Source organism: Bacillus sp. iso_77 (assembly GCF_056173625.1).
This window is the reverse complement of the sequence record NZ_CM149683.1, coordinates 1,392,650-1,415,802: the sequence shown is the minus strand read 5'-3', so window position 1 is coordinate 1,415,802 and position 23,153 is coordinate 1,392,650. Positions and strand designations below refer to the sequence as shown.

At 41.5% G+C, this 23,153-nt stretch carries 21 protein-coding genes; 5 read left to right on the top strand and 16 right to left on the bottom strand.

Translation table 11 applies throughout. From position 1 onward, the window contains the following. Window positions 1-69: 69 nt before the first annotated feature. Complete coding sequence (locus AC0VYC_RS07190) at window positions 70-1,113, bottom strand: CAP domain-containing protein (RefSeq protein WP_058337381.1); 1,044 nt, start codon at window positions 1,111-1,113, stop codon at window positions 70-72. Window positions 1,114-1,235: 122 nt separating this feature from the next. Further along, window positions 1,236-1,658, bottom strand: a complete 423-nt coding sequence (locus AC0VYC_RS07185; RefSeq protein ID WP_034646433.1) for a CBS domain-containing protein — start codon at window positions 1,656-1,658, stop codon at window positions 1,236-1,238. 161 nt (window positions 1,659-1,819) lie between these two features. On the opposite strand from AC0VYC_RS07185, the gene AC0VYC_RS07180 reads away from it, so the two are divergent. Next, window positions 1,820-2,185, top strand: coding sequence for a YugN family protein (locus AC0VYC_RS07180; RefSeq protein WP_008345035.1), 366 nt, complete (start codon window positions 1,820-1,822; stop codon window positions 2,183-2,185). Window positions 2,186-2,216: 31 nt separating this feature from the next. On the opposite strand, the gene ctaG is transcribed toward AC0VYC_RS07180, so the two are convergent. The 6 genes from ctaG to cyoE form a co-directional block, all read right to left on the bottom strand. Continuing rightward, window positions 2,217-3,095, bottom strand: coding sequence for a cytochrome c oxidase assembly factor CtaG (ctaG, locus tag AC0VYC_RS07175; RefSeq protein ID WP_017367183.1), 879 nt, complete (start codon window positions 3,093-3,095; stop codon window positions 2,217-2,219). Window positions 3,096-3,125: 30 nt separating this feature from the next. Beyond that, window positions 3,126-3,455, bottom strand: a complete 330-nt coding sequence (ctaF, locus tag AC0VYC_RS07170) for a cytochrome c oxidase subunit IVB (RefSeq protein ID WP_003211520.1) — start codon at window positions 3,453-3,455, stop codon at window positions 3,126-3,128. A 2-nt stretch (window positions 3,456-3,457) separates the two neighbouring features. After that, the gene (ctaE, locus tag AC0VYC_RS07165; RefSeq protein ID WP_007499822.1) at window positions 3,458-4,078 is read right to left on the bottom strand and encodes a cytochrome c oxidase subunit III; all 621 of its coding nucleotides are present in this window, start codon (window positions 4,076-4,078) and stop codon (window positions 3,458-3,460) included. Then, window positions 4,078-5,949, bottom strand: coding sequence for a cytochrome c oxidase subunit I (gene ctaD / locus AC0VYC_RS07160; protein ID WP_007499823.1), 1,872 nt, complete (start codon window positions 5,947-5,949; stop codon window positions 4,078-4,080). The genes ctaE and ctaD overlap by 1 nt, the downstream gene beginning before the upstream one ends. Before the next feature lie 188 nt (window positions 5,950-6,137). Beyond that, window positions 6,138-7,205, bottom strand: coding sequence for a cytochrome c oxidase subunit II (gene coxB, locus AC0VYC_RS07155; RefSeq protein ID WP_039168612.1), 1,068 nt, complete (start codon window positions 7,203-7,205; stop codon window positions 6,138-6,140). A 278-nt stretch (window positions 7,206-7,483) separates the two neighbouring features. After that, a complete protein-coding gene (cyoE, locus tag AC0VYC_RS07150) occupies window positions 7,484-8,401 on the bottom strand; it encodes a heme o synthase (RefSeq protein ID WP_024720296.1) in 918 nt (305 codons plus the stop codon). Between the two features lie 389 nt (window positions 8,402-8,790). Here cyoE and AC0VYC_RS07145 point away from each other — a divergent pair, with 389 nt between their 5' ends. Beyond that, complete coding sequence (locus tag AC0VYC_RS07145; protein WP_024720295.1) at window positions 8,791-9,714, top strand: COX15/CtaA family protein; 924 nt, start codon at window positions 8,791-8,793, stop codon at window positions 9,712-9,714. Window positions 9,715-9,753: 39 nt separating this feature from the next. Here the strand turns inward: AC0VYC_RS07145 and AC0VYC_RS07140 are convergent, their stop codons facing one another. The 5 genes from AC0VYC_RS07140 to glsA form a co-directional block, all read right to left on the bottom strand. After that, window positions 9,754-11,187 carry a cryptochrome/photolyase family protein gene (locus tag AC0VYC_RS07140; RefSeq protein ID WP_039168614.1) on the bottom strand — a complete coding sequence of 478 codons (1,434 nt, stop codon included), beginning with the start codon at window positions 11,185-11,187 and terminating at the stop codon, window positions 9,754-9,756. 100 nt (window positions 11,188-11,287) lie between these two features. Continuing rightward, window positions 11,288-14,734 carry a pyruvate carboxylase gene (gene pyc / locus AC0VYC_RS07135; protein WP_203144307.1) on the bottom strand — a complete coding sequence of 1,149 codons (3,447 nt, stop codon included), beginning with the start codon at window positions 14,732-14,734 and terminating at the stop codon, window positions 11,288-11,290. 79 nt (window positions 14,735-14,813) lie between these two features. Continuing rightward, the gene (gene ftsW / locus AC0VYC_RS07130; protein ID WP_008345051.1) at window positions 14,814-16,025 is read right to left on the bottom strand and encodes a putative lipid II flippase FtsW; all 1,212 of its coding nucleotides are present in this window, start codon (window positions 16,023-16,025) and stop codon (window positions 14,814-14,816) included. Between the two features lie 210 nt (window positions 16,026-16,235). Further along, window positions 16,236-16,517 carry an Fpa/YlaN family protein gene (locus tag AC0VYC_RS07125; protein WP_003212509.1) on the bottom strand — a complete coding sequence of 94 codons (282 nt, stop codon included), beginning with the start codon at window positions 16,515-16,517 and terminating at the stop codon, window positions 16,236-16,238. A gap of 122 nt (window positions 16,518-16,639) precedes the next feature. Then, window positions 16,640-17,569: a glutaminase A gene (gene glsA / locus AC0VYC_RS07120; protein ID WP_019743436.1), complete on the bottom strand. Its 930-nt coding sequence runs from the start codon at window positions 17,567-17,569 to the stop codon at window positions 16,640-16,642. Between the two features lie 120 nt (window positions 17,570-17,689). On the opposite strand from glsA, the gene AC0VYC_RS07115 reads away from it, so the two are divergent. Next, a complete protein-coding gene (locus AC0VYC_RS07115; protein ID WP_008345056.1) occupies window positions 17,690-18,172 on the top strand; it encodes a hypothetical protein in 483 nt (160 codons plus the stop codon). 15 nt (window positions 18,173-18,187) lie between these two features. Here the strand turns inward: AC0VYC_RS07115 and AC0VYC_RS07110 are convergent, their stop codons facing one another. Continuing rightward, window positions 18,188-19,510 carry a PhoH family protein gene (locus AC0VYC_RS07110; RefSeq protein ID WP_212360497.1) on the bottom strand — a complete coding sequence of 441 codons (1,323 nt, stop codon included), beginning with the start codon at window positions 19,508-19,510 and terminating at the stop codon, window positions 18,188-18,190. A 140-nt stretch (window positions 19,511-19,650) separates the two neighbouring features. Between AC0VYC_RS07110 and AC0VYC_RS07105 the strand changes: the two genes are divergently transcribed. Together AC0VYC_RS07105 and AC0VYC_RS07100 are read left to right on the top strand one after the other, a co-directional pair. Further along, a complete protein-coding gene (locus tag AC0VYC_RS07105; RefSeq protein ID WP_178930113.1) occupies window positions 19,651-20,268 on the top strand; it encodes a YhcN/YlaJ family sporulation lipoprotein in 618 nt (205 codons plus the stop codon). A 309-nt stretch (window positions 20,269-20,577) separates the two neighbouring features. Then, window positions 20,578-20,808, top strand: coding sequence for a YlaI family protein (locus AC0VYC_RS07100; protein ID WP_008345063.1), 231 nt, complete (start codon window positions 20,578-20,580; stop codon window positions 20,806-20,808). Window positions 20,809-20,837: 29 nt separating this feature from the next. Here AC0VYC_RS07100 and AC0VYC_RS07095 read toward each other — a convergent pair whose 3' ends face one another. Together AC0VYC_RS07095 and typA are read right to left on the bottom strand one after the other, a co-directional pair. Next, the gene (locus AC0VYC_RS07095) at window positions 20,838-21,119 is read right to left on the bottom strand and encodes a YlaH-like family protein (protein WP_045034298.1); all 282 of its coding nucleotides are present in this window, start codon (window positions 21,117-21,119) and stop codon (window positions 20,838-20,840) included. A gap of 96 nt (window positions 21,120-21,215) precedes the next feature. After that, on the bottom strand, window positions 21,216-23,054 hold the full coding sequence (gene typA / locus AC0VYC_RS07090) for a translational GTPase TypA (RefSeq protein ID WP_012009833.1): 1,839 nt from the start codon (window positions 23,052-23,054) through the stop codon (window positions 21,216-21,218). Between the last annotated feature and the right edge of the window lie 99 nt (window positions 23,055-23,153).

The following is a 23,153-nucleotide window of genomic DNA, read 5'->3' as shown; positions in this document are numbered from 1 at the left end:
TCTGGGTCTATTTTGGTGAGCCCTTTTCATAAAAAAACAGCCGCTATCTGTGCGCAGCTGTTTAGAGGATTAAGACGTTTTCTTAATGAAGTTTTGTGTATAATACTTTTCTTTCACACCAACGCCAAGGTGCGTGTAATCTTGATTTAACAATGCCTTCCGGTGACCTTCGCTATTCAGCCAACCTTCTACAGCTGCAGGGCCATCAACATAATTATACGCAATGTTTTCCCCCGCAAGCTGAAATGCGACCTCGCCTCTTTCTAACCGATCTTTCAGCGTGCCGTATTTTTTAGATTCATGGGAGAAATAATGATTATCTTTCATGTCCTCACTATGCATGAATGCCACTTCAGAGGTTTCATCGTCCCACTTTAAGGTCGGCAGTTTGTACTTATGGCGGATAATATTGGTCATATCAAAAATTTGTTTTTGACTCGACGCTTCAATATCCTTCCACTTTTCGCCTGATATCGCCTCAGGTTCAATTAATTGACCTCGATAAACGACTTCATACGGCTTTTGTTTGACAAATGTATCTGCATTAAAGGCTCGAATGCTCGAAAGAGTGCTTTCAAACTTATCCATGTAGAGCTGGACATACACATCATCTCCCACTTTCACCGTCGGCCTGGTATTCATATCATCTTCTGAGAATTCAAAGCGATATGAATTTCCCTCGTCCTCTACATGAATGTAAGGAGCGATTTGTGTTTTTTTAAACACTTCACTTGTGGCTTGACCGATTTTAAACGGCTCAACATTCAGCCCGTCCCCTGTCGCAAACAAGGTCACCACTTTACTGTCCTTTACCCCTACTTGAATATAGTGCTTCTTCGATTGATTGTATATCCACCAGTCATAATCATATGCGGAAGGATCAATGCGATCTGGTTCCCCTAGCTGTTTAAGCACTTCGTTTGAAGACTTCCCCATAAAGGACATGAGACCTTTTTTCGGAATGTTGATCGGCTTATCGCTAGATGTTTCTTCATTAGACACCTTCGGCTCATTGCTGTTTTCTTTTTCTGGTGAAGATCCATATTGAATAAACAGAACGTACGTTCCAGATATAATCAGGAGGATGAAGAGTGTTTTCAGCACAGTTTTCAAATAAACACCTCCGTTAAATTGGCAAGGTACAAAAAGTACCTTCTACTGTCATTTAAACAAAACTTGCTCCATTTATCAACGACAATACAGCCTATTTAACACGAATTTAAAATATGCCCCTCCTAATGAAGAAATCCTTGGCCATGATCCTGGTCTTGTTGAGAGATTTCCGTCAGGGCATCACCTGCACGATCGTTTGATAAATCTTCAACTGATAAATCCCCAAGGGCTACGATTCCTGTGAGTGCCCCATTTTTGACAACCGGGATACGGCGGAGCTGATGTTCTGACATCAACCGGACAATTTCTTCTAGGGTTGCATCTTCTTCAGCTGTCAAAACTTCCTTTGTCATGATGGCACCAACCTCTTGTGAGTTCGGCTTTTTCTCAGCAATACCTCTAAGTACAAGGTCGCGGTCTGTGACAATACCAACAAGCTGATCTCCGTCGACTACTGGAATGGCACCAATGTCAGCATCTTTCATTTTGACTGCCGCTTCATACGCATTGTCGTCCTTTTGCAACGTCACTACTTTTTTCGTCATGATATCTTTGATTTTTTTCGTTTTCACGTTGATTCCTCCATCCGTTATTTTCTTTATTACTGTAACCAGCTTATAAAAGAACATACCCTTCACAGTTGAAAGTTTAACGCTTTCATACTATGATTGTCAGTAAAGGGAATTTTTATAAGGAGGGGTTTTGGGTGAAGTTTGAAGGTACGGGGATTGAAAAGGTATCAGCTGACTTAAATAAATTGGATTTCATTATGGAAAGTGAAGGATTTGTACGAGCCGATCAATGGGATTATGAGCGTGTGACGTACGACAGGAAGTATAACATGGTAGAGGGGACGTTTTACTTACGGATCTCTGGCTACGCCACTGAGGGAGATGTCGGCTCCAAAAAAGCCCACATCCAGCTGCTGACACCTTTACTTGGAAAACACTATTATCCGCATGGTGTTGAATATGGAGAAGGCGAAGATTTCCCTAAATCTCTTATTCAATCCAGCAAAAAAACGCTGAACCAATTGAAAGAAAAACTAGAAGCGATAACTGCTGAAGCATAAAAAGCACAGCCTCTGCGGCTGTGCTTTTCATTTATTCATATTTCGGAATGAGCGCATCTGGTACGGCATCTTTCGCTCTTTCTTTTCTCGCCCAGTCAAAGAAGACAACAGCAAGAATCGATCCGTATACAATCTCCTGAATGATTTTCATCAAAATAGCACCTAGCTGCTGATCTTCTAGCAGCGGCAATGTATGAAACATGTCAGGTCCCGTAAGCGCAAGACCTGCAAGCATATCACTCGGTACGCATAGGTGCAGTGCTTGTATCCATGCGCCGGCATCTGAATAAGTGGCATAGATAGGCGCTTCACTAAACATAATGAGTGCGCAGGCAGGTGTCATTAAAATCCCATCTGCCATAATATATCCAAGCTTTAAAATGCCTGTAATCTGCGGCTGACTTTGCACTTTATGGACAAGCGGCCACCACATGAAAAAGGCAGCGATAAAAATGACAACTGTCATCAATGCGTGATAAAACGGATCTGTTTTGACAAAATCGAACACAAGCGGAATATGATACAGCGAAAACAACCCGTTAAATCCGAGCAAGGCAATCAACGGCTTAGAAAACAAGCGGAAAATCGGCTGAATACCCCGTGTTTGAATGATCCGCTCCCAAATCGCCGCAGGTAAACCTGTAATAAGAAGGGGCGGGATGACCAAATAGAGCACTGCCATTTGCGCCATATGCGCACTGAACATAATATGCCCCATTAAATCAATCGGGCTCCCCTTCACTGCATAAAGCAACACAAGCCCCGTGAGAAACAGCGTTTTCTCTTTCACCGTCGCACGGTGCTTACCCTTCGTCACGAGAAGCAGATAAAAAGCGGCTGCTGCTACAATACATGTCAAATAGTAAGGACTCCATAATGCACGAAATCCAAATATCTCTAAGTTTTCCATTGCTGCGCCTCCTTCAAGGGCAAAGCGAGCTTACCACCAAATAATGGTCAAAAAGGCTAAAACGGTAATAAACGCGACAAACACACCTGAGTAAAGAAACAACGCGGGTGTTTCATGCCCTTTTTGGTTCATGTGCATAAAATAATAAAGCTGAAAAGCGACCTGAATCACTGCAAGCAGTAAAATAAAAGGGACAGCGAACCAATTTCCGACGTCTTCAGAGGCGATTGTTAAAAAGGCAACAAACGTTAAACCAATCATCAAGCCGAAAGAAATGAGCTGATGCTTCATTTCTTCGGCATTTTTCTTTTTCCGATAGACAAGATCGACTTTGGACTGATTTGTGTTTTTATTTCCCATTCTTATCCCACCATTCCCATTAAATATACAACGGTAAAGATGAAGACCCACACAACATCAATGAAGTGCCAATAAAGGCTTGCCACATAATATTTTGGTGCATTGTATAAATCGAGTCCGCGTCTCATATTCCGAATCATCAGAGCGGTGATCCAGCAAAGTCCAAATGCGACGTGAGCCCCGTGTGTTCCAACAAGCGTATAGAAGGAAGAGCCAAGTGCAGAGCTCGTAATGGTAAATTCATACGCATGCACATAATGATAAAACTCATAAATTTCTACCCCTAAAAATCCAGCACCTAAAAGAACGGTTACACCTAACCAAAGCTGCATTTTTTTAAAGGCAAAGTTTTTCATATGATACATAGCATACACACTCGTTAAACTGCTCGTTAACAGAAGCATTGTGGCAATAAAGACAAGTGTGAGGTCAAACATTTCAGTTGTTGTTGCACCGCCTGCATTTGAATTTTTCAGCGCCAAATAAGTGGCAAACAAAGATGCAAACAGGACCGTTTCTCCTCCAAGAAACAACCAGAACCCGACGAACTTATTCTTTCCTTCTAACGTGGCTTTCTCAGGAGAAGCCGGAAAGGTTTCCGCTGTCATTTTTTGTGGTTCCATTATGCTTTCACCCCTTTGTCATCGTCATCCGTCAAATCTTCTTTGTGAATATGGTATCCATGATCATCTTTAAGAGAGCGAACGAGCATGGTCGCAAACGTGATGCCAAGACCAATGAAGATCACCGGTAGACCCCAGCTGTGTTCTTGACGATACATAAAACCAAACGCTGACACAAATAGACCGAATGAGATAATGATAGGCAAGATGGAATTATTCGGCATGTGAATATCATCGAGCGGTTCAGATGCTGTCATTCCTTTTTTGCCATCCATTTTCTCAATCCATAATGGATCAAGTCCCCGTACAAGAGGCAGCTGCTTAAAGTTATATTCTGGCGGAGGTGAAGATACTGCCCATTCAAGCGTTCTTCCATCTCCCCAAGGATCGCCCGATACACGCTCCCCTTTTGCTGTCGTCCAGATGATATTAATCAGCATGATGACAACTGCTACAAACATGAACAGTGCCCCAATCGTACTCACCAAGTTCCCAAGGTCTAGACCCTGACCTGGCAAGAATGTAAAGACTCGGCGCGGCATGCCCCAAAGACCGAGAAAATGCTGGATAAAGAACGTTAAATGGAAACCGACGAAAAACAGCACAAAGCCAATTTTCCCAAGCTTCTCATTCAGTATTTTCCCAAACATCTTCGGCCACCAATAATGCACACCTGCTAAAATACCGAAGACCACACCACCGATAATGACATAGTGGAAATGCGCCACAACGAAGTACGTGTCATGGAACTGATAATCCGCTGCTGCTGCTGCAAGCATGACGCCGGTTACACCGCCAAGTAAGAATGACGGAATGAACGCAACTGAATATAGCATCGGCGTTGTGAACTTCACATTACCGCCCCATATGGTGAGCAACCAGTTAAAAACTTTAATTCCAGTTGGCACCGCAATCGCCATTGTGGCTACGGCAAAGATCGCATTGGCAATTGGACCAAGTCCTGTTGTGAACATGTGATGCGCCCACACCATGAATCCAAGGAAACCAATTAATACAGTCGCAAACACCATGGACGAATAACCAAACAATCTTTTTCTTGCAAACACCGGAATGATTTCAGAGAAAATCCCAAATGCCGGCAAAATCAAGATATACACTTCTGGGTGTCCAAAAATCCAGAACAAATGCTCCCAGATGATTGTATTTCCTCCGAGCTCTGGATTAAAAAAGCTCGTATCAAACATTCGATCAAGCATCAGCATCGCAAGCCCTGCTGTCAGCGGCGGGAATGCGAATAAAATTAGTGCAGATGCCACAAACGTCGTCCAGGTAAAGAGCGGCATTCTCATATACGTCATACCTGGCGCTCTCATATTAATAATCGTTGCAAGAAAGTTGATTCCGGCAATTAGCGTACCAATACCCGCTATCTGCAACCCTAAAATATAGAAATCCATGCCGTGCCCTTCTGAATTCAGCGTGAGCGACGCATAGGCAGTCCAGCCTGCATCAGGTGCTCCGCCCATAAACCATCCAAGGTTTAAGAAAATACCTCCGAAAAAGAACAGCCAAAAACCAAGTGAATTCACAAATGGAAACGCTACGTCACGTGCACCAATTTGAATGGGTACAACCGCATTCATTAATGCAAATAAAAGCGGCATTGCTGCAAGGAAAATCATCGTTGTTCCATGCATCGTCATGACTTCATTGTAAAAACCTGCACTCACAAAATCATTTTCAGGGATGGCTAGCTGAATACGGATAATCATCGCTTCCAGGCCACCAATTAAAAAGAAAAATCCCCCTGCCACTAAATATAGTATGGCAATTTTTTTGTGGTCAACCGTCGTTAAGTAATCCCATAAGACAGCGCCAAACCCCCGCTTTTTAGCTATTGTACTCACCATGAAATCCCCCTCTTATCTCCCATTTGCCCCTTTTCATATCAATGTCTATCTTCACGTTCTAAAAACAGACTATATCTGACAGATGACTTATTCTTGGATGTAGAGACTTATTCGGGAGCTCTTAACAAAAACTTCACATAGATCATATACCCTTTTGAATGTGCGCAACTTCAAGCTGCTCAAGGCATTTACTGTATTTTAAGACCTTTTAAATACTCGTAGAGTGCATCTGCTTCTGAGTCATTTAGTTTAGGGTACGTCCCTGTCATCTTATTACCTGGTTTAAAGCTCTCTGGATCTTTCAGCCATGCTTTGACATTTTCTTTGTTCATGTCTTTAATTCCAGCTACTTTTGTTCGCTCTCCGAAGGTTGCAAGGTTTGGTGCAGTCCTTGCCGCCTCTGGCCGTTCATCTCCAGGCTCTACCGCATGACAGCTTAAACAGTTTTTCTCTTTAAAGAGTTTTTCACCCTCAAGGGCTAGATCTGACGTAGATGCAGGCTTCTTATAATCTGTCATCTTTTTCGTCCAGCCTAAAAACTCATCTTGAGAAAGCGTTTTAACTTTAAAGTCCATTAAAGCATGTGATGGACCGCAAAGCTCTGCACATTTCCCATAGAAATATTCTCCAGCATCTTTCGTTCGTTTTGAGTCAAATGTTAAATAAAACTTGTTCTCGTTGTCTGTATTTGTATCAATTTTACCCCCAGCTGATGGAATCCAGAATGAGTGTTTCACATCAGATGCTTTCAGCTTAAAATAAACCTTTTGATCAGTTGGAACAATCAATTCCTGACTTGTCACAATCCCATAATCAGGGTATTCAAATTCCCACCAATATAAGCTGGCTCTTACATTCACTACAAGTGTCTTTTCAGGATCTCGTTTTTTCTTATCCATGGCGCTTGTATCCCCTAGCTCAAGCGTGTATGCCACAACAGGTACAACGAGAATAATGAGTAGAAGTATCGGAATCGCTGTCCACGTAATTTCGAGGTTACGGTTCCCTTCTACCTGTTTAGGAATCGTATCTTCTCCCACTTTAGAACGTTTGAATTTAATGATGACGTAAAAGAAAATGATCGATACAACAATAACGACAAGAACCATAATAAGTGTACTCAGTACCGTTAGGAAAAACTGTTTATCTGCTACTTCCCCAACTGGCTTGAGTGTTGATAAGTATGGTTCACCGCAGCCCGCCAAAACGAGCGTCAGTAAGAGAAACAGTGAATAAACACGCCATTTTCTTATCATAATTTGTCCCAACCCCTTTTGCTTGATCTCCTTTGCCTTTCGCTTTTACCTCTTATTTATAAAATCACCTTTCACCCATCCATAACCCCCGCCTCTTATAAAAGCACTTACATTTCCTCTTTTCATAAAAAAATGATGTTTTTACTCAAAATACCATCTATGTATAAACAGAAAGCCGCCTAAATAGAACTGAATATCAGGCGGCTTTCATAGTTGTAAGAAAATGTTGTGTTATAAGATATAGCCATTGTTTTGATGTGATCAAAGTGTATTTCACTCTAGAATAGTGTAATAATAATCATCGCAACGAAAAAGATCGTTAAGTAGTTTAATGAATAAACGAACATGAGTGTTGACCACTTCATGATATCTTTCATTTTAAAGCCCATAAGACCAATGACGAGCCATCCAATGTTCAGCAATGTGCCAAGTGCGACAATCGGCCATCCTAATCCACCTAAGAAAAATGGAAGCGGGAGAAGACATGCTGTCCAAATGATGATTTGGCGTTTTGTGACTTCAAAGCCGTAAACAACTGGCAGCATTGGAATACCTGCTTTGCGGTAATCTTCCGTTTTCTTAATCGCAAGTGATAAGAAATGCGGAATTTGCCAGATGAACATAATCATAAACAGAACCCAAGCCGTTGTGTCGATGGTGCCTGTAACAGCTGTCCAGCCAATTAATGGCGGAACCGCACCAGATACACTCCCAATGACTGTATTAATGGTGTAATGACGTTTAGACCACATCGTGTATAGAACTGCATAAGTAAAGACACCGATAAATCCAATCACTGCTGATGTAACAGTTGTCATCAGAAGCATAATCAGTCCAAGTACAACAAGCAGAATACCAAATGCATACGCTTGACCCGGCTGAACTTTACCTGTCACCGTCGGTCTTGTTTTTGTTCTTTCCATTAGTATATCAATATCACGGTCAAACGCATTATTAATGGCGCATGAACCGGCAATAATAAGAGAAGAACCAATCATTGTTAACAGCACAATATCAAGATTCCCAAGGAAACTCATACCTGTAAAATAAAAAGCAAGCCACATTCCAGTAAAAGTTGTAATGAAATTGGAATTGACGATGCCCATTTTAATAAGAGCAAGAAAATCTTTTAAAGCGGTTGTTTCTTCTATTTGTCCATGAATAGCTGCTTCCGCGGCTGTTTTGGAATTTGCCAATGTGTATAACCTCCCTTGCCCAAACCTTCAAACGAACGAATAAAACGTAAAATCGTTACAACTCTATCATACAAGATAAAGAGCTGTAAAAAAACATCCTATTAAATAATAAACGACAAACTTGAAGTTATTTGTGAACTTTTCGTGAATTTATTAGGATGTGCGTTTCAGAAGGCGGTGCAAAATGAAATATTCTCTCCTCTATTTCTATCAGACTGTCAAAGAAAGATCAAGCACTCTAAATCTGTAAACTTTGTGAACTAACATATCATTTTTTTGTGAACTTTGGTCATTATGAATTGCAACAGAACACGCATTTGGCTTAAACTTGAGAGCATGTGAGGTTTTCATTTAGATCAGAAGTTATTTAGAGAAGGTGAAATCATTTGATGAAATTTGCTTTAAGGTTATTGAGCGTTGTCACAACATTTGTGATGCTGATCGTTCTGATTGGCGGTGCGCTTGTGACGAAAACTGGCTCCGGTCTTGGCTGCGGCAGACAATGGCCCCTTTGCCACGGTCGTTTCTTTCCAGAAATGAACCCTGCTTCCATTATCGAATGGAGCCACCGCATGTCAACAGGAGTTTCCACCATTCTTGTACTGGCACTGGCGGTCTTATGCTGGAAAAAAATCAGTCCAGTATTCCGTGAAACCAAATTTTTGGTCATCATGTCCATTATATTCTTACTGCTTCAAGCGCTGTTAGGGGCACTCGCCGTTGTGTTTGGTTCTAACGCACTTGTCATGGCACTGCACTTCGGTATTTCACTGATTTCTTTTGCTTCCGTTTTACTGCTGGCACTGCTTGTGTTTGAAGCCACCAGATCTGAAACAAAGCTTGTGAAGCCGCTTCATATCGGCAAAAGAATGCAGTTCCATATTTATGGGTTGATCACATATACGTATATTGTGGTGTATACGGGCGCCTATGTGAGACATACAAAATCAAGTCTTGCATGCTCTGTCTTCCCATTTTGTTCAAAAGACGGCGCACTTCCAGCGTATTTTAATCAATGGGTTCAAATGTCTCACCGAGCAGCAGCCCTTCTTTTATTCGTTTGGATATTTGTTGCGATGTTCCATGCCCTTAAACATTATAAAGAACAAAAGCAGCTGTATTATGGATGGATCATTTCAGCCATTCTGATTACACTTCAAGCGATCTCAGGTGTCATGTCTGTTTATTCTCAGCTCGCACTCGGTTATGCGCTTGCTCATTCATTCTTTATTTCTTGTTTGTTTGGGGTACTATGCTACTTCTGCTTACTCATTGCCCGGTTTAAATATGAAAATAGAGAGCCTTTCAGATAAACATACAATCCCCCTTTCATCCGAAAAGGGGGATTTCTTTTATGTTTGTTTCGCTTCTTCGAATAGCGAAATGGCCTTTTTTCGTCTTTCTTGATGATCGACTGTAGGCAGAGGATATGTATCCCCCAGCACGCATCCCGATTTCATTTGCTCATCTATCGGCATTTTACTCGGTTCATGAATCCATTTTTCATTCACATGCTTTAGTTCTGGTACATACCTTCTAATATATTCTCCGCTTGGATCAAATCGTTTCGACTGGGTCGTTGGGTTAAAAATACGGAAGTAAGGAACAGCATCCGTTCCGACAGAGGCTGCCCACTGAAATCCTCCAATATTCGAAGCCTCATCATAGTCGACAAGTTTTCTCGCGAAATACGCCTCGCCCATTCTCCAATTGATGAGATAATCTTTTGTCAGAAATGAAGCCGTCACCATTCTCAAACGGTTATGCATCCAGCCTTCTTCATTTAACTGTCTCATCCCAGCGTCAACGAGCGGGAAGCCTGTTTGTCCTTTACACCAAGCTTCAAAAAGTGTCTCATCATCATTCCATTTTATATGTTGAAAGGAGGCGTTGATTTCTTTTTCTTTCATCTCTGGATAATGCGCAAAGATCATATGATAAAAATCACGCCACGCTAGCTCTTTCATAAATGTTTCCTTGCCCTCATCTTCAAAAAGTTCTTCCTCATTGACCGCATGAAAGATTGTGCGAATAGAAATGGTCCCGGTTTTTAAGAACCGAGACAGCTTGCTCGTCCCAAAAACAGACGGAATATCTCGTTTCTCATGATAATGCGTCAATCTTTCTTGAATAAAGCCGCCTAGCGTGCTCATCGCTTTGTCTGATCCAATCTGATCGAATTTCCTTGTACATTTCTTGGTGATGTCCCTTAGTTTCGCATCTCCCTTTTCAGAAAGTGACTCATCACAAATCGTAAGCTCACTGCTCAGAAATGATTTGTCAACTTTTATCACAGACTGCTTCTCCTGCTTCCGCCACGCTTGATAGTATGGAGTAAACACTTGATAATGAGTCCCATCCGCTTTTAAAATATCTCTCGCCCCATGCAGATGCGTATCTTGCCACTTTGACACATGAATGCCCTTTTCTTCTAAGAAACGGGTCACTTGCTCATCACGTGTTCGACCATTTCCTACTTCGTCCTCATTAAAAAAGACCGCATTGATGTCATAAGCATCCATGAGCTTTTGAAAAGCGGACAAAATATCATCATGAATGAGATGAACATACATGTGAGATTCTCTCGCTTCCTTGACGAAATTGGCCAAGTTTTGAAAGAAATGTTCGTTGTTCAAATCCAGTTCCATTTCTGTAAAAAACGGATCTAGATGATAAAAAGCAAATAATCGGTACTGATGTTTTTTTGCATATGTAATCGCTTTTGATAAGGCGATATGATCATCCAATCGCATATCTCGGCGAAACCAAATCACGACAATTTCCACTCTTTCTTCACCTCATTCTATAGTGTAATCACTCTAGCAGGCGGCTGCACATTTTAATGCGCTCAAAAAAAGACACATCGCAGTGGATGTGTCTCACTCATTATTCAGGCTTTAAGACAATCAACAGATCTCCAGTTTGAATCCCTTCTCCATTCGTGACATGAATTTCATCCACGATTGCTGAGAACGGTGCTTGTACCGTCGTTTCCATTTTCATCGCTTCATTGATCATCAAGTGCTCACCTTGAGAAATTTTCTGTCCTTTTTCAACAAGCACTTTGATCACAGTGCCTGGCATCGATGCGGCAATGTGATTTGGATTTGAGCGATCTGCCTTCATTTTTTCTTGAACGGAGGATTTGATGCTTTCATCCTTAATGACCACTTCACGCGGCTGTCCATTCAATTCAAAGTAAAGCACTCTTGTAGCGTCCGGATTCGGTTCTCCAATCGACACGAGTTTGACAATGAGGGTTTTCCCTTTTTCAATTTCTACCTCAATTTCTTCACCAAGTCTCATCCCGTAGAAGAAGGTTGGTGTGTCAAGAACAGAGATGTCTCCATAGCTTTCTGCTGTTTGAACAAATTCAGAAAAGACTTTCGGGTATAAAGCATATGCAATGGCATCTTGTTCTGTCAGCGTCAGATCATGTGATTCTTTGAACTGCTTTTTGATTTCTTCAAAGTCCACAGGCTTCAGTTTCTCACCCGGTCTGACAGTAAGCGGCTCCTCCCCTTTTAAAATCAGCTTTTGCAGCTTTTCTGGGAATCCGCCATGAGGCTGCCCTAAATAACCTTTAAACAATTCAACAACCGAATCTGGGAAATCCAGTGTTGCTCCTTTTTCATAGACATCCTCTTCTGTCAGATCGTTTTGCACCATATAAAGTGCCATATCTCCGACCACTTTAGAAGACGGTGTTACCTTCACGATATCACCAAACATGTCATTTACACGTCTGTACATTTCTTTTACTTCATTCCAGCGTTCGCCAAGGCCGACACCTTTCGCCTGCTGCTGCAGGTTACTATACTGACCGCCAGGCATTTCATGCTCATAAATTTCTGTATGCGGTGAATTCATTCCGCTTTCAAACTCATGATAATATTTTCTGACGGAATCCCAATATTGAGAAAGACGTTCAACCGCTTGAACATTCATTTCTGGCTTTCTTTCATGTCCGTCTAGAGCATAATATAATGAGCTCGCACTTGGTTGTGATGTGAGCCCCGCCATAGAGCTGACTGCAACATCAACAATATCAACACCTGCATCAATCGCTCTTGCATAGGTGAAGAGTCCATTTCCACTCGTATCGTGTGTATGAAGATGGATTGGAATCGTGAGCTCGTCTTTTAGAGCCGATACAAGCTCATAAGCCGCTTGCGGTTTTAATAATCCCGCCATATCTTTAATGCCTAAAATATGAGCGCCTGCGGATTCAAGCTCCTTCGCAAGAGAGACATAATATTTCAAATCATATTTCGGACGTGATGGATCAAGAATATCACCTGTATAACAAATCGCTGCCTCTGCCACTTTGCCGGATTCACGAACAGAATCAATGGCAAGCGTCATACCTTTGACCCAGTTTAGACTGTCGAAAATACGGAAAACGTCAATGCCTGCCTCTGCCGATTCCTTTACAAATGCTTTAATCACATTATCCGCATAGTTTGTATATCCGACAGCGTTTGATGATCTTAATAGCATTTGGAACAAAGTGTTTGGCACTTCTTGACGAAGCTCTTTCAATCTTTCCCAAGGATCTTCTTTCAAGAAACGATATGCCACATCAAATGTAGCGCCGCCCCACATTTCCATACTGAATAACTCTGGCCATAAGCCTGCTGTTGGCTGAGCAACTTTCTTTAAGTCGTGTGTTCTAAAGCGTGTTGCAAGCAGGGATTGATGTGCGTCTCTAAAGGTTGTATCCGTTAAGAGTACACCGCTTTGTTCTTTCACCCAATTGGCGAGTCCCTCAGGTCCATGCTTGTCTAACAATTGTTTTGTTCCAGAAGGTATCGTTTCATGGACAGCAAGTTTCGGCACATTTGGTTGATCAAAATGAGGCTTCTTATTTTCCGAAATACCAGGGAACCCATTAATGGTAACGTTACCAATATAAGTAAGCATTTTCGTTCCGCGGTCTTTTTGCTTAGGGAAGTTAAATAGCTCAGGTGTTGAATCAATAAACGATGTATCATATTCCCCTCTTAGAAACTTCTCGTGCTTTGCGACGTTTTCAAGAAACGGGATATTTGTTTTAATGCCGCGAATCCTGAATTCTTGTAAATTTCGGACCATTTTAGCCGCAGCTTGATCAAATGTAAGTGCCCAAGTTGACAGCTTGACCAACAGTGAATCGTAATAAGGTGTAATCACCGCACCTTGGAAGCTGTTCCCTGTATCAAGACGTACACCAAAACCACCGCCTGAACGATAAGCCATGATTTTTCCTGTATCTGGCATAAAATCATTCAAAGGATCTTCTGTTGTGACCCTTGATTGAATGGCAAATCCATGTGTAAAGATATCTTCTTGTTTTGGTATCCCGACTTCTTTACTGTGGAGGTCATGTCCTTTTGCGACAAGAATTTGGGTTTGGACGATATCGACACCTGTGATCATTTCTGTGATCGTGTGTTCCACCTGGACCCTAGGATTGACTTCAATAAAATAAAACTCGCCATTTGCCACTAGGAATTCTACAGTCCCTGCATTGATATACGATACATTCTGGGCCAGCTGAACAGCCGCTTCACAGATGTCTTCACGCAATTGATCTGAAAGGGACACACTTGGTGCAACCTCAATGACTTTTTGATGACGCCTTTGAACAGAGCAGTCACGCTCGTATAAATGAATGATATTGCCGTGATTGTCTCCAATCACTTGCACTTCAATATGTTTCGGATTTTCAATCAACTTTTCAACATATACTTCGTCATTTCCAAAAGCCGCTTTCGCCTCTGACTTTGCACGGTCATAGGCTTCGCTCAGCTCCTCTTTTGATCTGACAATCCGCATACCTCGGCCGCCGCCTCCAAGTGAAGCTTTAATAATAAACGGGTAACCGTATTCTTCACCGAATTTTTCGACTTCTTTGACCGAATCAACTGGCCCGTCACTTCCTGGAATGACTGGAATCCCAGCTTTTTTCGCTTCATCTCTCGCTTTTACTTTATCTCCAAACATATCTAAATGTTGAGAAGTTGGGCCGATGAATTGGATGCCTTCCTCTTCGCATCGTCTTGCAAAATGAATGTTTTCAGATAAAAATCCGTATCCTGGATGAATCGCATCCACGTCATTTCGTTTTGCAATTTCGATGATCCCCTCGATATCAAGGTAGGCATCAATCGGCTTTTTCCCTTCTCCAACTAGATATGCTTCATCGGCTTTATAGCGATGATAAGAGCCCGAGTCTTCTTTGGAGTAAATGGCCACTGTACGTAAGTTGAGCTCCGTACAGGCCCTAAAGACTCTGATAGCGATTTCCCCTCTGTTTGCAACTAGAACCTTTTGAATTGTTCTCTGTGACATTCTCACTCCTCCATATCCCTTAAAATTTTATATGTACTCTATAATAAAGGAAGAAATGAAAACTGTACACTTTTGTTTTCTAAAGATTCAAAGTTTTCTGCAATCCATTTTTTTGAATCGATGGTTTGCTGATTGATTTTTTCTTTTTATAACGCTCTTTATATTCAGTGAACATGCTGATATTCAGCAATATTCCCATACATCCACTCAGTAAAATGATAGAGGATCCCCCGTAGCTGATAAACGGAAGTGTGACCCCAGTAATCGGAATGAGACCTGAAACACCGCCCAAATTAATACACGTTTGGATGGCAATCATTGAAGAAATTCCTATTGCAAGCAAACTTCCAAACGGATCTTCACACTTTCTCGCAATGTAAAAACCTTTCACGACAATAAAGCCAAGGAGAGCAAGGACAAAAAATACACCGAAAAAACCAAGCTCTTCCGAGATAATTGCCATGATAAAATCTGTATGCGGTTCTGGAAGGTATCCATACTTTTGTACACTCTCTCCAAGACCAAGCCCAAAAAAGCCGCCTGATCCAATCGCATAATATGAATTAATCAATTGATGCCCAGAAGCGCCTGCGTCTTTAAATGGATCTTGGAAACTCTCAAAACGTCCAAGACGATTCTGCGTGAAAATTTTATCCCAAAAAAGAATAATAAACGGTGTCACAACAACCATCACCGCACTAAATAAAGCGAGCAGCTTGGCCAGCGTTTTACCGCTAAACCCTGAGCATAAAATCATCGCAAGGGCAATCATACCAATGATAAAAGCTGTCCCATAGTCTGGCTGCAAAATAATAAATCCGCATAGGATGGAGACAACCACAATTGGAGGTGTAACCCCTCTTAAAATATGGTCAATATAGTGCTGCTTCTTTGCATAGACAGCAGCAAGATAAATGATGACAACGATCTTCACGAATTCCGCTGGCTGAAGACTAAAAGGCCCAAATTTGATCCAGCTTCTAGCATTCCCTGCAATGTGACCGCCAAAGTACACATAGATGAGAGAAAACACAGATAGCAAAAGCATCACAATTTGGAATCTTTTATTTAAGAGCAGCTGATACGGAATGAGGGCTGTAAAAATCAAGATGACCGCCCCGACAATCATAAATAAAAGCTGTTTCTTGAAAAAATTATCTGGCGCAGCATCATATCTGATCACAGATGTAATCATACTTGAGCTATACACCATCACCAAGCCGAATGCGCTAATTAATATAATGGCGAACAATAATGAGTAGTCATACGATTTTAGCATTCTCTTTAACATATAATCCTCTTCCTAACGTCTATTTCTACTGCTTGATATTCTCTTCTCTTAGCTGTTCTTATTCTACTACATTTTCTCCGTTTGATCCCGTTTTACCTCTTTATATTGTTCGTCTTTCATGAGACAATCAAGTCCGTTTGGCATCAATCAAAATAAAAAGGCGGACAAAAAAACTCAAACTTATGTTGTGGAAGTTTGAGTTTTCAATCATTATTTTTTTGTGAACGCATCATGAAGTGCGGATAGTTCTCTCTCAAGTTTATCGAGTAGTTTTTTGCCTTCATGTTGATCAACTAATCCAAGCCGGACAGCGAAATCAATTTCTCTCGATAATCCGAACATTTGAGTATCTAAAACCTCTTCATAAAGAGGACATTGCGGCATCGTTAAGTTGTCCATTTGCACTTGGATCAATTTTAAAATTTTATCTGCATCCAATTTTAATAAAGCCAGTGCTTTTTGCCGATGATCGACTAAAATTTCTGACGCCAAAAGTATCCCTCCGTTCCCCAGGCGAGTACCTAATTCTTCTATTTATCATAAAGCGAAACGCCCAAAATTGCAAGCAGATTTGTACAGTTCGCTCTGTAAAAATAAAAAGAAGCCATTCGTCATTAAAAGATACTCATCTCATATTTTTCACTCATGAGCTCAAGCAGCTTAATACCCGCAATACTATTCCCTTTTTCATCCAAAGCAGGCCCGAATATACCTATCCCAAAGTCGTATGGCGCCGCCCCCATAATTCCGCCTGAAACACCACTTTTAGCAGGGATTCCGATATTGATCGCAAATTCCCCGCTCGCATTGTACATACCGCATGTGACCATAAACGTTTTACAAATTCTAGCAACATCTTTCGAAAGGATTTGCTTTCCTGTCTCTGGATGCCTGCCATCTAATGAAAAAACACACGCGATCTTCGCCAAATCCAGGCTATTCATCATGACGGCGCACTGCTTCGTATAGACATCCATCACCTCTTCTACATTCCCTTTAATGATATGATATTGCTTCATATAATAGCACATTGCGCGGTTAATCATTGATGTTTCAAATTCGGATGCAGCGGTTTCTTTGCAATATGTAATGGTGGTGTCATTGGCAAGCTCTCTAATAAAACCAAGCAGCCGGTTCAGCTGATCTTGCGGCGTTGCCCCTCTTATTAAACTTGTAACGGCAAGCGCTCCTGCATTAATCATTGGGTTAAGCGGCTTATTGGGGCTTGCTGTCTCTAGTTTAATCATCGAATTAAACGGGTCGCCAGTCGGTTCTTGTCCAACATATTGAAACACTTTTTTCGGTCCTTCTTCTGAGAGCACGAGCGCCAGGGCTAATACTTTTGAAATACTTTGCAGGGTAAATCGTTTATCAACATCCCCTGCTGAGTGGCACGTATTACTCACATGATAAACAGCGACAGATAAATCCGATTGATCCGCTTTACCGAGTGCCGGAATATAGGATGCTACCTTTCCATTTTTGGCCACCTTTTTTGCCTCTTCTACAAATCGCTGAAGCTCTTCATTGTCACGACATGCCATGCCCAAAATCCTCCCTATTTTTCGTCTAATCGTAGTGTGTACAAGGAGGTGCATGTTTATGAAAGTGACAAAGCGGGCGAAAACTTCTATAATTTATGTTGGAAAGGGGTTGTCTTGAACATGAGCATTATTCAAATCAAGGGGAACGTACAATACAAGATCACCATTGATCCGAGTGTATGGATTTTTGATGACCGTAAATTTTTAATGGATTCATTTTTTGAGAAAAGTGCAGCAAATGAAGAGCAGCAGCTAGATCAGGAACTCGATCAAGAGCGGGTCATAAGAGAAGGTCAAACACTTCCACCCACATTAAAAACAGAGAAAAAGTACGAAAAAGAAAGACTTGTCACAGGCAGCTTCGGGATGAAACTTGGCGACATGATAAAAAATGCAGAACCGCTCGAACAAGCGGAGACGTGTGAATTTGTCACAGAAACAGAAACAATTGCTGTTCCGCTCTCTAAGGCGATGGATAGCATTGCCCATTTCAGCCAAAATGGAAAGCCTATAACAGAAGAAGGACCAATCCACGTATATTTCGAGGATCAGTCCAACATCACTCAGCCGATTAAAGGCGTCAAAGAGTTAATCATTACATAAGATGACGGGTCTGGACTATAATAAATCAGCTGCAAGCTGTGCAAGTCCAGACCTTTCTCCTTTGACAAGCTTGACATGTCCAGATATTTGCTGCCCTTTGAAACGCTCAATGACATATGTGAGCCCATTATTTAAGCTGTCTAAATAAGGGTGATCAATCTGCTCTGGGTCTCCCATCAGCACAATTTTACTTCCCTCACCAACCCGCGTTAATAATGTTTTCACTTCGTGTTTTGTTAAATTTTGCGCCTCATCGATAATGATAAATTGATCAGGGATACTTCTCCCGCGAATATACGTTAAAGCTTCCACTTGAATTGAACCGATGCCCGCTAGTATCGCATCGAGTTCACCAGGTTTTTTTGTGTTAAATAAAAATTCTAGGTTGTCATAAATCGGCTGCATCCACGGTCTGAGCTTCTCTTCTTTTTCGCCTGGCAAATACCCTAAGTCCTTACCAACAGGAACAATGGAGCGGGCCACGATGAGCTTTTTAAACATGCCGAGGTCCTCTGTCTGCATTAATCCAGCAGCAAGTGCAAGCAGTGTCTTTCCTGTTCCCGCTTTTCCGATAAGTGTCACAAGCGGAATATCGCGGCGTAAAAGTAACTCAAGCGCCATCGTTTGCTGGACATTTTTTGGGCGAATTCCCCAAATATGTTCTTGGTCATAAATAAGCCGTTTCACATGCTCTGCTTTTTGATCAAGCATCCCCAAAGCAGAACCACCCTCATTTCCCTTCATAATAACAAATTGATGAGGATTTAATGGCGCCTGGGTGACGTCTTTTATCGGTAACTGATTTTGCTTATAAAATGTATTCAGCTGCTCAGTCGGAATATAGAGCTCGTGATAGCCGTTATCAATGTCTTCATTTTGTAGCACTCGATCGCTTAAGAAATCCTCTGCTTGCAGACCAATGGCATCCGCCTTTACTCGCACTAGGACATCTTTGCTGACCAAAATGACAGGCCGGCCATCCGGTTTTGTTTCTTCCTCTAAGCTCAAATTCTTCGCAACAGCCAAAATCCGGTTATCGTTTGTTTTTTCGATGAAAATTTCTTGAAGTTCATGGAAAGAGCGATGATTCAGCTCAATACGCAGCGTTCCTTTTGACTCCAGCGTAATTTTTTCATGCAGTTTCCCTTTCGATCTCAACCCGTCGATTAAACGTGAGACACGTCGTGCATTTTGCCCAACCTCGTCCATATATCTTTTTTTCGAGTCTACTTCTTCTAACACAACGGCCGGAATCACGACCTCGTTGTCTTCAAATGAAAAGATTGAATTCGGATCCTGTAATAACACATTTGTGTCTAATACATAAATTTTACTCAGGTCCTTCGCCTCCTGATCGGGGTTTCATTCATCCTTGTCTTTCCAAAAACGATTGTTAAAATATATGTTTTCATGAATAAAGTTAGAAGGTTAATTCAACAATAAAATAAATCATGCAGTTTGTGAAGGAGGGAATACACATGCGACTATTTTTGACGTTATTCATGGTTCAAACCATTCTTTTATTAGGCGCTTGCCAGCATCAAGAGAAGCCTTTGGCACAAGAACATCAAGACGGAAACAAGCATTTAGTAAGAGTATCAGACTCATCCAAGAAAAACACTGAAAAAGCCCGCCCATCAACAGATGTGGCAAAGCACCTAGTGAATGTGACTGAGCATGTAGCAGATGTAAATGACGCAACAGCGATCGTCATCGGCAAGTATGCTGTCGTCGGCATTGATGTAAAAGATGATTTAGATAGAAGCAAAGTTGAAACCATTAAATATTCAGTCGCCAAAGCACTGAAAAATGACCCAGAAGGTGCGAATGCTGTTGTCGTCGCTGATCCAGATACAGTGAGCCGTTTAAAGGAAATGGGCAAAGAAATACAAGCTGGCAGGCCAGTAAGCGGAATTATGGACGAATTAGCAGCTATTGTGGGCCGTGTTATGCCAGAAATGCCTCGAAATGAAATCGACCGTAACGAAATAGATCCGACAAATGATCCGAATCATCAGCTCAAACAACAAGATCAAAAGCAATTAGAAAAAAACCAAAATGATCAATCAAACCATCATATGAATCAGAAGAAATAATGAGAACGGCTTATATCTATTGTGATATAAGCATCAGATTGTTGACAAAGGGCTAAAATGAACTTTATTTTGGCTCTTTGTCTTCTTTTCAGCGTGATAGAAAACCTTTGCAGCCCTAGGAAGGACGAGCATCGGCGCGGAGCGAATTTGACATTCGTGAGCACCGAAGCGCAGGACTGACACCGAATGTGAGGGTTTGTCTACACGCTGCGGCTTATATCTCTTGTGATATAAGCCTTTTTTATGCTGATTTTAAGTGGCTCAAAAAACATGCTATAATGAAGGCATGACCAAAGTGAGGTGAAAATGATGAGAGTGAAGTGCTCATTATGTGAAAAGCTTGAAACCATTAATGATGATACACTTGTTGCTAAACGGTTAAGAAATCGACCGATTCATACATATATGTGCGATGACTGCCAGGAAAGAATTAAAGTAAAGACAGAGGCACGCATCAAAACTGGCAGATTCTCTCTTTATCAAGATCCTGCGACGAAAGAGAAAAAGAAGAAAAAAGGAAAAAAAGAACAGAAGACATAAAAAAGACCTGACACAAGTTCAGGTCTTTTTTACGTACTCACTGTTCCTTCTTTTTTCGCACGATGCAGTCGTATTTTATAAATAATCAAAATGACAGCTGCCACAACCAGGCCTTCTGCGACTGGCAAGAAGATACCTAGAAATGTGAGAAACGTGCAACCAAAAATCAAAAACAAATAAATGACAAGTGCTTTTAAAATCGGTAAACGTCTAGCAAAGCCGAGTTTAAAAACAATAATCGCTAAAACAAGGATGGTGCCATATAAGAGCCACATCCCTGTTTGCGGATTTTCATCGACACGAAACAGCATCGCGAAAAAGGATAGATTCTCACTTACTTCCTGATCATTCAAAAAGATTCCCTCCCCTTATCTTTCAGGGTTCTATCCTTTTAATTCTTCATGGAATTAAGATAATCCTGCTAGCTTTTTCTTCTTCGCTGCTTTCTCACGTTCGTTTTTATCTAAAATTTTCTTTCTTAAACGGATAGATTCCGGTGTAACCTCACAGTATTCGTCTTCATTTAAGTACTCAAGAGATTCCTCAAGTGACATAATACGTGGTTTTTTCATGCTCACCGTTTGATCTTTCGTCGCTGAACGTACGTTTGTTTGTTGTTTCATACGGCTCACGTTGACAACAAGATCGTTTTCACGGTTATGCTCACCAACAATCATTCCTTGGTATACTTCAACACCCGGCTCAACGAAAATCACACCGCGCTCTTCAACGCCTTGGATTCCGTAAGCAGTTGCTTTACCTGTTTCCATTGAAACAAGTACACCTTGACGGCGTCCGCCAACTTGACCAGACTGCATCGGCTGGTAGCTGTCAAACGTATGGTTCAAAATACCAAAACCACGAGTTAATGAAAGAAATTCAGTTGTATATCCGATTAAACCACGTGATGGCACTGTAAAGATCAGGCGAACTTGACCATTACCATTATTGATCATGTCAATCATTTCACCTTTTCTTGCGCCCATTGATTCCATGATAGAGCCAGTGTGCTCTTCTGGTACATCAATTTGAACGCGCTCAACAGGCTCACATCGAACACCGTCAACTTCTTTTACAATAACTTCTGGCTTCGATACTTGCAGTTCAAATCCTTCACGTCTCATATTCTCAATCAGAATGGATAAGTGAAGCTCACCGCGTCCTGATACGACCCAAGCATCAGGTGAATCCGTTGGATCTACACGAAGACTTACGTCTGTTTGAAGCTGCTGTTCTAAACGCTCTTCAATTTTACGTGATGTCACGTATTTTCCTTCACGTCCTGCAAATGGGCTGTTATTCACAACAAATGTCATTTGAAGTGTCGGCTCATCAATACGCAGGATCGGCAAAGCCTCTTGGTGTTCTACCGGGCAGACTGTTTCACCTACGTTGATGTCTTCCATACCAGATACTGCGACAAGATCTCCAGCTTTCGCTTCATTGATTTCCACTCGTTTTAACCCTTGGAAACCAAAAATCTTCGTCACGCGGAATTGTTTTACACTGCCATCCACTTTCATTAGAGCAACTTGCTGTCCTACTTGCATCGTTCCTCTAAATACACGGCCAATTCCAATTCTTCCAACATAATCATTGTAATCAAGTAGCGCCACTTGGAATTGAAGCGGCTCTTCATGGTTGTCGACTGGGCATGGGATATGGTTGACAATCGCTTCAAACAACGATTCCATGTTTTCATCTTGCTTACTAGCATCGTTACTTGCTGTACCATTGATTGCTGATGCATATACAACTGGGAATTCAAGCTGTTCTTCTGTTGCATCCAATTCAATGAACAAGTCAATGACTTCATCGACTACTTCAGCTGGACGAGCAAAGTCACGGTCAATTTTATTGACAACAACAATTGGTGTTAAGTTTTGCTCAAGTGCTTTTTTTAGCACGAATCGTGTTTGAGGCATACAACCTTCATATGCATCCACAACGAGAAGTACACCATCTACCATTTTCATGATACGCTCAACTTCACCACCGAAATCGGCGTGTCCTGGTGTATCTAAAATATTAATGCGTGTATCTTTATAATGGATCGCAGTATTTTTAGCTAAGATCGTAATACCGCGCTCTCGCTCTAAATCATTTGAATCCATGGCTCTCTCAGCGATATTTTCATTCGCACGGAAAGTACCAGCTTGATGGAGCAATTGGTCAACAAGCGTCGTTTTACCATGGTCAACGTGGGCAATAATTGCGATGTTGCGAAGGTCTTTTCGAAGTTTCACATTTTCATCTCCTAAAATAATTAGATAACTTTCATATTATATCACAATCCCCTTTAAATGCCGATCGTTTTTCTGTAAACTTATATTAACTCTAAAAAA

Bases quoted from the DNA above. Each gene is read 5' to 3' on its own strand.
- AC0VYC_RS07185 (WP_034646433.1), bottom strand. From the start codon at position 1,658: ATGACGAAAAAAGTAGTGACGTTGCAAAAGGACGACAATGCGTATGAA.
- ctaG (WP_017367183.1), bottom strand. From the start codon at position 3,095: ATGGAAAACTTAGAGATATTTGGATTTCGTGCATTATGGAGTCCTTAC.
- ctaF (WP_003211520.1), bottom strand. From the start codon at position 3,455: ATGGGAAATAAAAACACAAATCAGTCCAAAGTCGATCTTGTCTATCGG.
- ctaE (WP_007499822.1), bottom strand. From the start codon at position 4,078: ATGGAACCACAAAAAATGACAGCGGAAACCTTTCCGGCTTCTCCTGAG.
- ctaD (WP_007499823.1), bottom strand. From the start codon at position 5,949: ATGGTGAGTACAATAGCTAAAAAGCGGGGGTTTGGCGCTGTCTTATGG.
- coxB (WP_039168612.1), bottom strand. From the start codon at position 7,205: ATGATAAGAAAATGGCGTGTTTATTCACTGTTTCTCTTACTGACGCTC.
- AC0VYC_RS07145 (WP_024720295.1), top strand. From the start codon at position 8,791: ATGAAATTTGCTTTAAGGTTATTGAGCGTTGTCACAACATTTGTGATG.
- pyc (WP_203144307.1), bottom strand. From the start codon at position 14,734: ATGTCACAGAGAACAATTCAAAAGGTTCTAGTTGCAAACAGAGGGGAA.
- ftsW (WP_008345051.1), bottom strand. From the start codon at position 16,025: ATGTTAAAGAGAATGCTAAAATCGTATGACTACTCATTATTGTTCGCC.
- glsA (WP_019743436.1), bottom strand. From the start codon at position 17,569: ATGGCATGTCGTGACAATGAAGAGCTTCAGCGATTTGTAGAAGAGGCA.
- AC0VYC_RS07115 (WP_008345056.1), top strand. From the start codon at position 17,690: ATGAGCATTATTCAAATCAAGGGGAACGTACAATACAAGATCACCATT.
- AC0VYC_RS07105 (WP_178930113.1), top strand. From the start codon at position 19,651: ATGCGACTATTTTTGACGTTATTCATGGTTCAAACCATTCTTTTATTA.
- AC0VYC_RS07100 (WP_008345063.1), top strand. From the start codon at position 20,578: ATGAGAGTGAAGTGCTCATTATGTGAAAAGCTTGAAACCATTAATGAT.
- AC0VYC_RS07095 (WP_045034298.1), bottom strand. From the start codon at position 21,119: ATGCTGTTTCGTGTCGATGAAAATCCGCAAACAGGGATGTGGCTCTTA.